We start from the raw sequence: 13,194 nt of genomic DNA, 5'->3' as shown, positions 1-13,194 counted from the left end.
TTCCCCGGCCGACAGGAAGGGCAGGCCGGGCAGAACGGGCAGAACGGGACCACGCAGCGACCCTCCGGCGTCATGCGGGGTGGGCCTGGGGGTGGGGTGAGCGACTCCGTGGCCAAATACCTCATCGCGAACCAGGGCACGGCCACCTGGCTGGTCGCCGTGAACAGCGCGCAGCAGGCGTCGTCCCTGATCCTGTCCACCGGCAAACCGGTGATCGCCATGGGCGGCTTCACGGGTAGCGATCCGGCGATGACGGTGAAGCGGCTCAAGGAGCTCGTGTCGTCGGGGCAGCTCCGGTTTGTCATGGCCGGCGATGATCGGGGCGGACCCGGTGGGCGGGGGAACGCCGGGGTGACGACTTGGGTTCAGGAGAGCTGCACGGCGGTGGATGGGCAGGACGGTCTATACGACTGCACGGCCTAATTGCGCAAGGGGCGCCGCGCGGTCGGTGCCCCAATTTCTTTCGCTGTGAAATAGGCCGATTAGTCCCGATTTAGTGTCGCGATCTGCCCTCTGACCAGGGGAAACTTTTTTCGGATTCGTTTTCTGGTAGCGATCAGCGGGGTATTCTCGACGCAGTCAGCGGGACCGGAGATGCGATATATCCCCGGTCCCTTCCCCCCAACCTACGGGAGATCATCTTGGGGTACAAGGAAATCGGCTGCGCGCTCGGCGGCGCCCTCGACAACGACTTCATCCAGGTGCGGGCAGACCACGCCGAGCTGGCACAGGACCTCACCGAGCGGATCAACGGAGTGGCCAGCCGCGTCAAGGTCCTCGACGGGAAGGTCACCAAGCTCGATGAGCGGGTAACCCGGGTGGAAGACAAGGTCGACAAGCTCGATGAGCGGGTAACCCGGGTGGAAGACAAGGTCGACAAGCTCGATGAGCGGGTAACCCGGGTCGAAGACAAGGTCGACAAGCTCGACGCCAAGGTCGACAGGCTCGAAACGAAGATGGACGCCAGGTTCGAGCAGGTCGACGCCAGGTTCGAGCAGGTCGACGCGCGGTTCGACAAGCTGGAGTCGAAGGTGACCGATATGCAGGGGAGCCAGCTGGAGATGATGCAGATCCTCATCGCCATCCAGCGCAAGCTCGAGATCGACAAGCCGGACATCGACAAGGCCGACCTCAACTAGCTCGCCCCCCTGCCGAAGAGCGGGCCCGTGTTTGGGACGGGCCCGCTCTTCTCATGAGCGTGCCCGACAAGACGGGGTGCTGGTTCAGGCGGGCAGGGCCGCGAGGAGGAAGGCGAGGCGGGCGGCGGCGGATTCCACGTCCTCGGTCGTGCCCAGGCGGTAGCCCCAGGACGTGACGAAGGCACCCTCGTCCGAGCAGGTCACGGTCTCCGCGAGGGTCGCCGAGAAGCGATTGCGGACCGAGACATAGGCCGGGTCGCTGGACAGGGCCAGGCTCTGGACGGACAGGTCGGCATGACGACCCGCGTGCCAGGCGAACCGCTCGAGGCTGAGCGCGGTATCAAGCATCATGCGTCACCTCCGCATCGTCTCGCGCCAGAATTGCACGATCTTGGGTGCGGAGGCAAGCAATTGCTGCGGTTAATGTGGGGTTTGTTTTCGGTATGCGTGAAGAATGCGGATCAGCGCCTCCCGCCCGCCCTCGTCGAACTCGGCCACTTTCGCATAATCATCGAACGCGTTGACGTAGAAGGCGATGTCATCGGGATCGCGCAGGACCAGGTCTTTTGTCATCGTGGCCACGCCGACCATGCCATCGTTGTAGATCCAGAACCCGTTGATCGGCGCGGACGGCAGCTCGGTGCCTAAGGGGATCACGCCGAATTCGACGTTCGGCAATGTGCTGACCGCGAGCAATCGATCGAGCTGGCCGCGCATGACGTCGGCCGGCGCCAGCATGGTGTGCAGCGCCGACTCGGGCACCACGAACCTGAACGTCCTGCCGCGGTCGTACAGGATCTCCTGGCGCTGCATCCGCACCCGCACGGCCGCGTCGATCTGGTCGGCGGCGCTGTAGAGGCGCTTGACCTTGCGGAAGACGTGCCGGGCGTATTCGGGGGTCTGCAGCAGGCCCATGATGATGCCGGGCTCGAAGGCGCGGAACAGCTTGGTCCGGGCCTCCAGGTCCCGCATGTCCTCCTGAAGGGCGGCCAGGCCGCCGCGGTAGCGCTGCTTCCAGCTGTCGTGCCGCTCCGCCAGGGCGAGGGCCTGCCTGATCAGCTCGTCCGTCGTGTCGGGTGCGGCGCTCACGGCCTGCGCCCACCCGACCACGTCGTCTTCAGTGGGGGTCTGCCGGGCGTTCTCCAGCCGCGAGACCTTGGACGGCTGCCAGCGCAGCCGCTCGGCCAGCTCCTTGCCCGACAGGTGGGCGGCCTCGCGCAGTTGCCGTAGCTGACCGCCGAGGTCGATGCGCGCCTGCTGAAACGACGTCACGCCGCAAGAGGCTAGCCCTGGTTGCGTCGATCATGCCAGTGTCAGGCGCAATTGTGATCAACCGGTTGCGGTCGGTATCCCTCCGCTGGTCGGGAAAGCGGTTGCCGCGCCGTCGGGGAGGACCCGGCGGGCGATTTCGGTGATGAGCTCGCGGGGGACCTCGACCGCGGTCTCGCCGTCGAGGACGTCGCGGAGGTCCGCGAGCGCCTCGGCGTCGGTGACTTCGAGCCCCTGCACGACGATGGTGCCGCGGTCGGTCTCGTACAGGGTGGGGCAGGCGCCCGCCTCCGAGGTGGAGCCGAGGAACCGCATGCGCATGACGATCCTTCCCCGAAATATCAGTGCAATTGCGCGCAATTGTACGGCTCGGGGCTGTTTGGTGATCCTGGTTTCCGAAAATCGCGATATATGGTCAGCCGAGAACGCCGCCCATGAACTCCCGCGCCCGCTCGAACAACTCCAGCGTCGTCGCGTGCAGCAGGTCGCCGATGTCCTTGGGCGCCTTGCCGGCGAACGCCCGGGCGTGCGTGCCCTCCAGCACGATGCCGAGCTTGAAGCAGGCCATGACCGCGTACCAGTCGATCGCCGACAGGTCGCGCTCGGACAGCGCCGCGTAGTAGGCGACGAGCTCCTGCGGTGACGGCAGCCCGGGCACATGGCCGTTGTTGCTGGGCCAGGTGGCCAGCAACCAGCCCAGGTCGAGCAGTGGGTCGCCGATCGTGCACATCTCCCAGTCCACGATCGCGGCCACGCGCGGGCCGTCGCAGGCGAACATGAGGTTCGCGAAGTGGTAGTCGCCGTGCATGACGCCGGGCGTGAAGTCCCTGGGGAGGTGGCGGGTCAGCCAGGCGGCGGTCTCCCGCAGGCCGGGGATGTCGGGGCCGGGGTAGCCGTCGAGGTCGCCGTACGAGTCGAGCTCCTTGAGCCAGCGCGGCACCTGCCGCTCCAGGAACCCCTCGGGCCGGCCGAAGCCCGGCAGCACCTCCGGATCGACCCGTCCGAGCTCGGCCAGCGCGGCGGCGGCCTCCAGCCCCATCCGGTGCCTGATCGCCGGGTCGGACGCGTGCGGCTCGGGCAGCCCCACCGAGGGATTGAACCCCTCGACCGGCTCCATCAGGTAGAAGACCGGCTCGCTCGCCGTCTGCGCCGCCACCAGCACGGGCGCGGGCACCGGCGTGTCGCGGAGCACGGCCAGCAGCCGCGCCTCCCGGCGCAGCACCTCGTTGCTCTTCTGGCGGGCGTGCTGGGGAGGGCGGCGCAGGATGTACGGGCGGCCGCCGCGTTCGAGCCGGACCATGACGTTCTGCGTACCGCCGAGGACCGGTGTCACGCCCGTGATCGGCCCCCCGGGCAGCCCTTGGCCGTCCATCCACGCGCCGAGCGCGTCGAAGTCGATGGCGCTGACATCGATGTGGGTGGACGTCGTGTCTGGGGTTGATTCCATAGAATCCTTCTACAGAACGATATTCTGGTGGTGACCCTACGAGGACGCCGCGCAGGCGGTCAACCCAGGGCTTGCATGAACGGCAGGAACTGGCAGGCGGGATCGCCGGGCAGGCCGCCGCCGCGCACCATGCGCGAGACCGGCCAAGGGTTGCCCACGCCGTGCTCGGCGGCCCACCTGATCATGGACTCGTGGGCGAGGTCGAAGTCCATCCGCACCTCGCCGTCCGCCCCCAGGGCGAGATCGCCGATCAGCGCCCGCGCGGTCTCCTCGTCCCGTGCCACGATGGGGCCGATGACCGTGTTGTCGTCGTTGCGCCAGCAGTGGCCGAAGCCGCCGTCGGCGATCCTGACCTGCTCGCCGAACGTGAACATGCGCCGCAGCACCGCCGATCTGTCCGCGCCGAACAGCTCGGCGTCGAGCGCCAGGATCGTCCCGAGGTCGTCCGGGGTGGCGGGGCGGGTCACGCCCGAGGGCTCGCCGGTGAAGTGCCCGGTGTGCTTGGCGGCCCCGCCGACGACGTGGAAGCCGAGCCGCTCGTAGAGCGGGCGGCCGTTCTCGGTGGCGTACAGGGAGACCGTCCGGTCTCCTGCCCGCTCCATCACGTGCTCCATGAGGCGGCGGCCCAGGCCGCGCCGGCCGAATCTGGAGGCCGTGAGGACCATGCTGATCACGGCGTGGTCGTCGCCGTAGCAGGTCAGGATGTTCGTCGCGGCCAGACCGTCGCCGTCCGGGGCGTCGATGCCGTACGGCTCGCTGACCTCCAGGAGCAGGCGCCACTTGTGCTGTTCGGGCAGCCAGCCGCGGTCTTTGGCCAGGCGTGCGCAGTCGTCCAGGTCGTCGAGGGTGAGACGGCGAGGGGTCATAGGGGACATCTTTCTTTATAGGGGATGCTGATCTCAAAGTGATTGCTGGAGGGCTGGATGGAGTGTGTTGCGGCGATCGATGTCGGCGGGACCACCATGAAAGGCGGACTTGTCGCCCGTGACGGGACGATCCTCTATGCCGGGCGCCGGCCCACGCCCCGTGCGGAGGGACCGGAGCGAGTGATCGCCGCCATCTCGGCCTTCGTCGGCGACCTGTCCAGGCCGCGGACCGGGCTGCGGCCGGTGGCCGTGGGGCTGGCGGTGCCGGGGCTCGTCACGGCCACGCACGCGGTCTTCTCGGCGGCGTTCGGATGGCGGGACGTGCCGGTTTCCGCGTTCACGGATGTGGACCTGCCCGTGGTGCTGGGACATGACGTGCGGGCCGCGGGTGAGGCCGAGCTGGTCCATGGGGTGGGTGGACAGGACCTGTTGTTCCTGCCCATCGGCACGGGGATCGCGGGCGCGGTCGTCCTGTCGGGCTCCTCGTACGGGGGCGCGGGTGGATGGGCCGGGCAGATCGGGCACATCCCGGTGCGTCCGGACGGGTTGCCGTGCGCGTGCGGGCAGCGAGGTTGCCTGGCGGCCTACGCCTCGGCCGGGGCCATCGCGGCCCGGTGCGGCGAGCCCTCCGCCGAGCATGTTCTCCGCAGGGTGCGGCAGGGGGACGAGGCGGCGGCGGAGGTATGGCGGGAGGCGGTCGAGGCGCTGGCCTTGGCCCTGGCCACGTACACGCTGCTGCTGGATCCCGCGCTGGTCGTCATCGGCGGCGGGTTGTCCCTGGCGGGCGACGCCCTGCTGGAGCCGGTGCGCGCCCGCCTGGCGGACCGCCTCGCCTTCCGCCCCGCTCCGGACGTGCAGGCCTCGCGGCTCGGCGGGCATGCCGGTCTGCTCGGGGCAGGGCTGCTGGGGTGGCGGGCGTGACGCACGGCCCTGTGCGCGCCCGTGGCCGGCGTCAGACGTCCGGGAGGAGCTTGGTGGGGATGTCCGTGAGCTGGGCGCGGAGTTCCTCGCCCAGCGCCTTGGCCTGCGGGTCCATGCGCGGACTCGCCGCCACCCCTCTGCCCAGCAGGCCGTGGACGACGAAGTTGAGCGCCTTGATGGCGGGCAGCTCGAAACGCTCGATCCGGTACGGGGCCAGCGCCGGGAGCAGGTCCTTGAGCTTGGCGATCGTGAGGTGGGACGCCAGCCAGCCATACCGGTCGGGGGTGTCGGCCCAGACCCCCAGGTTCGCGTTGCCGCCCTTGTCGCCCGATCGTGCCCCGGCGATCCGCCCCAGCGGCACGCGCGCCACCGGCCCGCCGGCCGGGGGCGTCACCTCCCTCCGGGCGGGTGCCGGGTTCGGGACCGTCGCCGCACGGGGCACGTCGTCGGGAAGGGGCAGCTCGTCGCCGTTCATGAACACCCGCGGCCGGACCTCGGCGGCCGGGACGAGGACCGGCCAGTACACGCCGTACGGCGACGCGTCGCCCGGCGGCGTCAGCCCGTAGAAGCCCGGATAGCTGGCCAACCCCGTCTCCACCACCGCCGAGGAGAAGGCCCGCCCGACCTTGTGCCGGTCGGCGTCCATGACCGTGATCCGCAGCAGCCCTCCGCCGGCGAGCGTCACGTCCACATGGTCGAACGACTCACGTGGAATCCGGGCCCAGATCGCCTCCTCCGCCACCCTGGCCTTCGCCTCCACGTCCAGTCCCGTCAGCACGAGCGTCATCGTGTTGCGGTAACCGGCCAGGTAGTTGACCGCGACCTTGAGCGTGTCCGGCGGCGGCTCCCCCCGCACCCCGGACACCAGCACCCGGTCCGGCCCGTCCTCCGACAACGTGATCGTGTCGAATCTGGCCACCACATCAGGGCCGGGATACCGCGGACCGCCGATCTCGTAGACGAGCTGCGCGGTCACCGTGCCGATCGAGACCAGGCCACCCGTGCCCGGATGCTTGGTGATCACCGCCGACCCGTCGGCCCGCAGCTCGGCGATCGGGAAGCCGCAGCGTGCCAGGTCGGGCACGTCCTGGAAGAACGCGTAGTTGCCCCCGGTCGCCTGGCAGCCGCACTCGATGACATGCCCGGCGACCACCGAGCCGGCGAGCGCGTCGAGATCGCTGGGACCCCAGCCGTAGCGCCACATGCCAGGTCCCGTGACCAGCGCCGCGTCCGTCACCCTGCCGGTCACCACCACGTCCGCGCCCGCCGCCAGCGCGGCCGCGATGGGGCGCCCGCCCAGGTACGCGTTCGCGGTCAGCGGGGTCGCGTCGAGCCGCTCGCCGGTGTCGGCGTTGACCAGGTCGAGCGGCCTGCCGGTGAGGTCGTCACCGGTGACGTACGCGATCTTGGGGGACAGGCCGAGCCGGGCGGCCAGCTCGCGCACGGCCTCGGCGCACCCGGCCGGGTCCAGGCCGCCCGCGTTCGAGACGATCTTGATGCCTCGGTCGAGGCAGGCCCCGAGGACGTCTTCCAGCTGCCGCAGGAAGGTGGTCGCATAGCCCGGACGGCCCTTGAGCCGGTTGCCTGCCAGGATGAGCATGGTCAGCTCGGCCAGCCAGTCCCCGGTCAGGACGTCGATCGGGCCGCCCTCGACCATCTCCCGCGCCGCCGAGAGCCGGTCGCCGTAGAAGCCGCTGCAGTTCGCGATCCGCAGCGTCACGGCGACGCCCACGTCGGCGGGCGCTTGTCCCAGAACGCCGCGATCCCCTCCCGGCCCTCCTCCGAGGTGAACCGCTCGGCGGACAGCTCCGCCATCCGCCGCAGCCCTTCTGCGAACGGCAGCTGCGGCACCTCCCTGACCAGCCGCTTGGTGATCGCCAGCGCCTCCGGGCCGCCCTTGACGAGCATCTCGGCGTAGCGTGCGACCGTCGTGTCCAGCTCCTCCTCGGGAACGGCCCGCGACAGCAGCCCGATCTCGGCGGCCCTGGAGGCGTCGAACACCTCGCCGGTCAGGAAGTATTCGGCCGCCGCACGGGGATCGAGCCTCCTGAGCACCGGTACGGAGATCATGGCGGGCACGACGCCGAGGCGTACCTCCGTGAACGCGAACGACGCCGTCAGCGGCGCGATCGCGAAGTCGCAGGAGGCCACCAGCCCCAGGCCGCCGGCCCGCGCGGTGCCGTTGAGCCGGCAGACGACCGGCTTCGGGCTCTCCCAGAGCAGCGTGAAGATCTCCGGGAGCGACGCCGTCACCGGCGCGCCCGCCTCCTTCTGCTCCTTCAGGTCGGCGCCCGAGCAGAACACGGTCCCGGTGGCGGTCAGCACGATCACCCTGGCCGTCGGCTCGGCCAGCGCCCAGGTGAGCGCGTCATGGAGGTCGGCGAGCAGGCGTACGGACAGGGCGTTGCGGTTGTGCGGCGAGTCCAGCGTGACGGTGGTGACGCCGTCCGCCAGGTCCTTGCGTACGAGGCTCGTCATTGGTCCCCCTCCTGGATGATCGCCAGTACGGCCCCCGCCTCGACCTGCTGTCCCTTCTCGACGTGCAGACCGGAGACCACGCCGTCGGCCGGGGCGGCGATCCGATGCTCCATCTTCATCGCCTCCAGCACCAGCACCGACTGGCCCTTCGCCACCCGGTCGCCGGCCGTCACGTCGACCCTGAGCACGCTGCCCGGCATCGGGGCCAGCAGTGAGCCCGGCACGACGTGCTCGACGGGCTCGGGCAGGCGCGGGACCGGGGTCAGCTCGGCGTGGCCGCCGGCGTGGTCGACGTGGACGGTGCCGTCCTCGTCGTACTGGGCGATCGCGAACGTGTGCCGGACGCCGTCGCGTTCCAGGACCACCCGGTGCGGCTCCGCGCTGATCGTGACCACGCGGTCCGGCAGGGGGTCGTAGACGACCTCGATCTCGGCGAAGCGGGCGCGGTGGGGTTGGGAGCGGACATTGCGCCAGCCGCTCGGCAGGCCGGCCAGCACCGGGGCGCGGCGACGGTTGGCGGCGGCCAGAGCCAGGGCGGCCGCCAGCGCGGGCAACTCACCGGCCGGTTCCGCCACGTCAGCGTCCGTCAGATCCGCCAGGAAGCCGGTGTGCGTGTCACCAGCCACGAAAGCCTGATTTGTCAGGATTTTCAGCAACAAATCCCGATTTGTCGTGAGCCCGTGCAGCCGCGCCCCGCGCAGCGCCGCCACCAGCTTCCGCACCGCCTCCGCGCGGGACGAGCCGTGCGCGATCACCTTGGCCAGCATGGAGTCGTAGTACGGCGAGACGACCGAGCCCGACTCGACCCCAGAATCCACCCGAACGTCCCCGCCGACCTCGAACCGCCGCAACACCCCCGACTGCGGCAGATAGCCGGCGTCCTCCGCATAGAGCCGCACCTCCACGGCATGCCCGGACGCTGCCGGAGGAACCGGGGCCAGCGCGCTGCCTTCGGCCACCTCCAGTTGCAACCGCACGAGATCGACCCCGTGGACCAGCTCGGTGACCGGATGCTCGACCTGGAGCCTGGTGTTCATCTCCAGGAACGCCACCCGATCGCCCTTGACCAGGAACTCCACCGTGCCGGCCCCCACGTACCCGATCGTGCGGGCGGCCCTGACCGCGGCGTCGCACAGCCGCTCCCGCAGCTCGGGCGGGATGCCCGGCGAGGGGCACTCCTCGACGACCTTCTGGTGCCGCCGCTGCACGCTGCATTCGCGCTCGCCCAGCGCCCACACGGTCCCGTACGTGTCGGCCAGCACCTGCACCTCGATGTGCCTGGCCCGCTCCAGCAGCGGCTCGGCGAACACGGCCGGGTCGCCGAAGGCCGACTCCGCCTCCCGCCGCGCGGACTCCACCTCGCCAGCCAGCGCCGCGGGCTCCCGTACGATCCGCATGCCGCGTCCGCCGCCACCGGCGGACGCCTTCACCAGCAGCGGGAACTCCGCGGGCGCGGCCAGGTCGAGTGAGGGCAGGACCGGGACGCCGGCCTCTGCCATCAACCGCTTCGCCGTGATCTTCGAGCCCATGGCCTCGATGGCCGCGGGCGGCGGGCCCACCCAGGTGAGCCCCGCCGCGAGCACCGCCTGCGCGAACGCGGCGTTCTCCGACAGGAACCCGTAACCGGGATGCACCGCGTCCGCCCCGGTCGCCCGGCAGGCCTCGAGGATCCGGTCCACGGCCAGGTAGGTGTCGGAGGAGCGGGCGCCGCGCAGCCGTACCGCGAGATCGGCCTCGGCCACGTGCGGCGCGTCCGCGTCGGGGTCGGAGAAGACGGCGACCGTGGAGATGCCGAGTGACCTGCAGGTACGGAAGACGCGGCGGGCGATCTCGCCCCGGTTCGCGACGAGCAGACGTGTGATCACGGCCGGAACACCCCGAACCCCGCCGGCCGTGGCACCGGCGCGCTGTTGATCGCCGACAGGCACATGCCCAGCACCGTACGCGTGTCGCGCGGATCGATCACGCCGTCGTCGTAGAGCCGCCCCGACAGGAAGAACGGCAGCGACTCCGCCTCGATCTGGGCCTCCACCATGGCACGCATCGCCGCGTCGGCCTCCTCGTCGTAGACCTGCCCCTTGGCCTGCGCCGACGCCCGCCCCACGAGCGACAACACCCCGGCCAGCTGCGCCGGGCCCATCACCGCCGACTTGGCGCTCGGCCAGCTGAACAGGAAGCGGGGCTCGTACGCGCGCCCGCACATGCCGTAGTTGCCGGCGCCGTACGAGGCGCCCATGACGATCGTCAGGTGCGGCACGGTCGAGTTGGACACCGCGTTGATCATCATGGCCCCGTGCTTGATGATGCCGCCCTGCTCGTAGTCCTTGCCGACCATGTAGCCGGTCGTGTTCTGCAGGAAGAGCAGCGGGGTGCGCGACTGGTTCGCGAGCTGGATGAACTGGGTGGCCTTCTGCGACTCCGCGCTGAACAACACGCCGCGCGCGTTGGCCAGCACGCCCACCGGATAGCCGTGGATCCGCGCCCATCCCGTCACCAGCGAGGCCCCGTAGAGCGGCTTGAACTCCTCGAACTCACTCCCGTCCACCACCCTGGCGATCACCTCGCGCGGGTCGAACGGCACCTTGAGATCCTCCGGCACGATGCCCAGCAACTCGTCCGCCGGATACTTCGGATCTTGCACCGGGAGTGGGGTGAGGCCCTGCTTGCGCCAGTTGAGGGACCGTACGATGCGCCTCCCGATCCTGAGCGCGTCGTGCTCGTCCTGGGCGAGATGGTCGGCGAGCCCGCTGATCCGGGCGTGCATCTCCGCCCCGCCCAGTGACTCGTCGTCGGACTCCTCCCCGGTCGCCATCTTGACCAGCGGCGGCCCGCCCAGGAACACCTTCGCGCGGTCCCGCACCATCACCACGTAGTCGCTCATCCCGGGCACGTACGCGCCGCCGGCCGTGGAATTGCCGAAAACGAGCGCGACGGTGGGGATCCCGGCGGCCGACAATCGGGTCAGATCACGAAATATCCGGCCACCCGGGATGAAGATCTCCTTCTGCGTCGGCAGATCCGCGCCGCCGCTCTCGACCAGGTTCACGTACGGGAGCCGGTTCTGCAGCGCGATGTCCGCCGCCCGCAGCGACTTCTTCAACGTCCACGGGTTCGACGCCCCGCCACGGACCGTGGGATCGTTCGCCGTGATCACGCACTCGACCCCCTCGATCACCCCGATCCCGGCGACCATCCCGGCCCCGACCTGGAACTCGCTGCCCCAGGCCGCCAGCGGCGACAACTCCAGAAACGGCGAATCCGGGTCGACGAGCAGCTCGATGCGCTCCCTGGCCAGCAGCTTGCCCCGCTTGCGGTGCCGCTCGACGTACTTCTCCCCGCCCCCGGCCACCGCCTTGGCGTGCTCGGCGTCGAGCTCGGCCAGCTTGGCGAGCATCGCCTCGCGCCGTTGCCGGTAGTCGTCGCCGTGCGCGTCGACCCTGGTCCTGATCATTCGCCCTCCGTAGTTGACGTTCGCGTCAACCCGATGGCCTGCGCCCACAGCCGCGTCAGATGATCGACGGCCATCTCCTCGTCGGTCTGTTCCCCGAGATCAAGCCAGACATGAGCAAAATGCTCCACCATTCCGCCCAGCATGACGGCGGTGAGCCGCGGATCCAGCGCCGGATCGGCCAGCCCCTGCTCCTGCAGCCGCCGCAGCCCGTCCGCGCCGCGCCGCACGAACACCTCGCGCAACTCCAGCAGCAACCGCCCGAACCTCTCCTCGGACACGGCCGCCTGCTCCACCATCCGGACCAGCCGCGAATTCGCGGCCCAGGCTCGCAGGTAGAGCCGGTTGGCCGCCTCGACGCGCGCGTACGGGTCGCCGGTGGCCGTGGCGCCGACGACGCTCGCCGCGAACATCTCCCCGACCACGGCCTCCGCCACCTCGCCGAAGAGCGCTTCCTTGGAGCCGAAGTAGGTGTAGAAGGAGCCGTGCGAGACTCCGGCCCGCCGGCACACGTCGTCGATCCGCACGGCCTCATAGCCATGCTCCTCGAACGCCGCACGACCGGCCTCCAGCAACGCGGTGCGCGTCCGCTTGCCCCTGGGCGTCAGCACCGGCGACGACCTGACGATCACGTCAACTACGGTAACCGTCAGGTCGCCTGCGGGAAAAGGGATCCCGGCCGGCTACTTGCAGTGGCTCCAGCCCGACTTCCAGCTCTCGGAACCGAGCGAACCGCCCCAGATCACGCACTTGCCCTTCGCAAGCAGGCGTACAGGACCTGCGTAGGCGCTGAACTTACCGGGATTGCTCGCGCTAGAGCCGCCCTTGACCTGGAGGATCGCGTTCATCTGCACCTTGCCTGTATAGACCAGCCGGGACAGCGTGACTACGCAGTTCTTGCCCGCGGTCGCGTTGTACAGCAGGTAGATCGTGGCATGGGCGAGAGCCCGCGAACTGATGACCTTGTACCCCGAGCCGCACACGGAGGTCGGCTTGTAAGGGTTGGGCTTCGGCGTGGCGGTGGGCTTGGACGTGGGCTTCCGACTCGGCGTGACGGTGGGCGGATCCGTGCTCTGGGGAGCAGACGTCGGCACCGTCGTCGGCTCTGCCTCGGGGTCGACCGCGTTCGTCCCCTTCTTGGTCTTGGTCGGGGTCGGCGAGGGCTCGGGGTCGGGCTCGGGGCTCTTCGTCGAGGTCTGGGGTCGTGGCGCGGCGGTCTCGGCCGGGGTCGGGACCTGGGCGATCGGCTCGTTGGTCTTCTTCGGTTTCTTGGTCTCCTGCGGCAGTTCGATGTCCGCGGTGGGGACCGGGGCCGCGGTTTCGGTCGGGACGAACGGGGCCGGGGTCTCCTCGGTGGTCGGAGGCTCGCCGGGCTGGCCCGCGCCCGAGCCATCGCCGGGGGTGCTCTGGCTCGATTCGCCCACGGCCACCACCGGGACCTGCTTGCTGTTCGCCTGCACCACCACGGCGCCGGCGACGACCAGCAGGGCCGCTGCGGCGGCGCCTGACAAGGCCAGGGTCAGAGTACGGCGCTGCCGCGCGGGCACACCGTCACCGGGCCGCGACGACCTGCCGGGCCCCCCTGGTCCACTGGGCCCAGCTGGTCCGCCGGATGACCTGTCTCTT

General features: G+C 70.2%; 14 protein-coding genes. 3 read left to right on the top strand and 11 right to left on the bottom strand.

Annotated features, from left to right (window positions below; all coding sequences use genetic code 11):
- Together ETD86_RS57580 and ETD86_RS46720 are read left to right on the top strand one after the other, a co-directional pair.
- Positions 1-423: mannosyltransferase YkcB-related protein (locus tag ETD86_RS57580; protein ID WP_484213971.1), on the top strand; the 423-nt coding region annotated here is incomplete at its 5' end.
- 218 nt (positions 424-641) lie between these two features.
- On the top strand, positions 642-1,139 hold the full coding sequence (locus ETD86_RS46720; RefSeq protein ID WP_138673070.1) for a coiled-coil domain-containing protein: 498 nt from the start codon (positions 642-644) through the stop codon (positions 1,137-1,139).
- A gap of 84 nt (positions 1,140-1,223) precedes the next feature.
- Here the strand turns inward: ETD86_RS46720 and ETD86_RS46715 are convergent, their stop codons facing one another.
- The 5 genes from ETD86_RS46715 to ETD86_RS46695 all read right to left on the bottom strand — a co-directional run bounded on the left by ETD86_RS46715 (position 1,224) and on the right by ETD86_RS46695 (position 4,721).
- Complete coding sequence (locus ETD86_RS46715) at positions 1,224-1,490, bottom strand: hypothetical protein (RefSeq protein ID WP_138673069.1); 267 nt, start codon at positions 1,488-1,490, stop codon at positions 1,224-1,226.
- A 69-nt stretch (positions 1,491-1,559) separates the two neighbouring features.
- The gene (locus ETD86_RS46710; RefSeq protein ID WP_138673068.1) at positions 1,560-2,411 is read right to left on the bottom strand and encodes a helix-turn-helix domain-containing protein; all 852 of its coding nucleotides are present in this window, start codon (positions 2,409-2,411) and stop codon (positions 1,560-1,562) included.
- Between the two features lie 57 nt (positions 2,412-2,468).
- Positions 2,469-2,729, bottom strand: coding sequence for a hypothetical protein (locus ETD86_RS46705; RefSeq protein ID WP_138673067.1), 261 nt, complete (start codon positions 2,727-2,729; stop codon positions 2,469-2,471).
- Between the two features lie 94 nt (positions 2,730-2,823).
- Entirely contained in the window at positions 2,824-3,855 is a 1,032-nt protein-coding gene (locus ETD86_RS46700) for a phosphotransferase family protein (RefSeq protein WP_170223653.1), read from the bottom strand.
- Positions 3,856-3,914: 59 nt separating this feature from the next.
- On the bottom strand, positions 3,915-4,721 hold the full coding sequence (locus tag ETD86_RS46695; RefSeq protein WP_170223652.1) for a GNAT family N-acetyltransferase: 807 nt from the start codon (positions 4,719-4,721) through the stop codon (positions 3,915-3,917).
- Positions 4,722-4,778: 57 nt separating this feature from the next.
- Here ETD86_RS46695 and ETD86_RS46690 point away from each other — a divergent pair, with 57 nt between their 5' ends.
- Positions 4,779-5,642, top strand: coding sequence for an ROK family protein (locus ETD86_RS46690; RefSeq protein WP_138673065.1), 864 nt, complete (start codon positions 4,779-4,781; stop codon positions 5,640-5,642).
- 31 nt (positions 5,643-5,673) lie between these two features.
- Here ETD86_RS46690 and ETD86_RS46685 read toward each other — a convergent pair whose 3' ends face one another.
- Genes ETD86_RS46685 through ETD86_RS57575 form a run of 6 tightly spaced genes read right to left on the bottom strand, consistent with a single transcriptional unit; the run spans position 5,674 to position 13,115 of the window.
- On the bottom strand, positions 5,674-7,374 hold the full coding sequence (locus ETD86_RS46685; protein ID WP_281287088.1) for an acyclic terpene utilization AtuA family protein: 1,701 nt from the start codon (positions 7,372-7,374) through the stop codon (positions 5,674-5,676).
- Entirely contained in the window at positions 7,359-8,120 is a 762-nt protein-coding gene (locus tag ETD86_RS46680; protein ID WP_138673064.1) for an enoyl-CoA hydratase-related protein, read from the bottom strand. The genes ETD86_RS46685 and ETD86_RS46680 overlap by 16 nt, the downstream gene beginning before the upstream one ends.
- On the bottom strand, positions 8,117-9,985 hold the full coding sequence (locus tag ETD86_RS46675) for an ATP-binding protein (RefSeq protein ID WP_138673063.1): 1,869 nt from the start codon (positions 9,983-9,985) through the stop codon (positions 8,117-8,119). The genes ETD86_RS46680 and ETD86_RS46675 overlap by 4 nt, the downstream gene beginning before the upstream one ends.
- On the bottom strand, positions 9,982-11,571 hold the full coding sequence (locus ETD86_RS46670) for an acyl-CoA carboxylase subunit beta (RefSeq protein ID WP_138673062.1): 1,590 nt from the start codon (positions 11,569-11,571) through the stop codon (positions 9,982-9,984). The genes ETD86_RS46675 and ETD86_RS46670 overlap by 4 nt, the downstream gene beginning before the upstream one ends.
- The gene (locus tag ETD86_RS46665; protein ID WP_170223651.1) at positions 11,568-12,200 is read right to left on the bottom strand and encodes a TetR/AcrR family transcriptional regulator; all 633 of its coding nucleotides are present in this window, start codon (positions 12,198-12,200) and stop codon (positions 11,568-11,570) included. Before ETD86_RS46665 ends, ETD86_RS46670 begins: the two co-directional genes overlap by 4 nt.
- A 51-nt stretch (positions 12,201-12,251) precedes the next feature.
- Positions 12,252-13,115 (bottom strand): hypothetical protein, encoded by an 864-nt coding sequence (locus ETD86_RS57575; RefSeq protein ID WP_211370742.1) that lies wholly within the window; start codon positions 13,113-13,115, stop codon positions 12,252-12,254.
- Positions 13,116-13,194 lie beyond the last annotated feature (79 nt).

This window comes from Nonomuraea turkmeniaca, from assembly GCF_005889735.1.
Lineage (GTDB): Bacteria > Actinomycetota > Actinomycetes > Streptosporangiales > Streptosporangiaceae > Nonomuraea > Nonomuraea turkmeniaca.
This window is presented reverse-complemented; position numbering and strand designations above follow the sequence as displayed.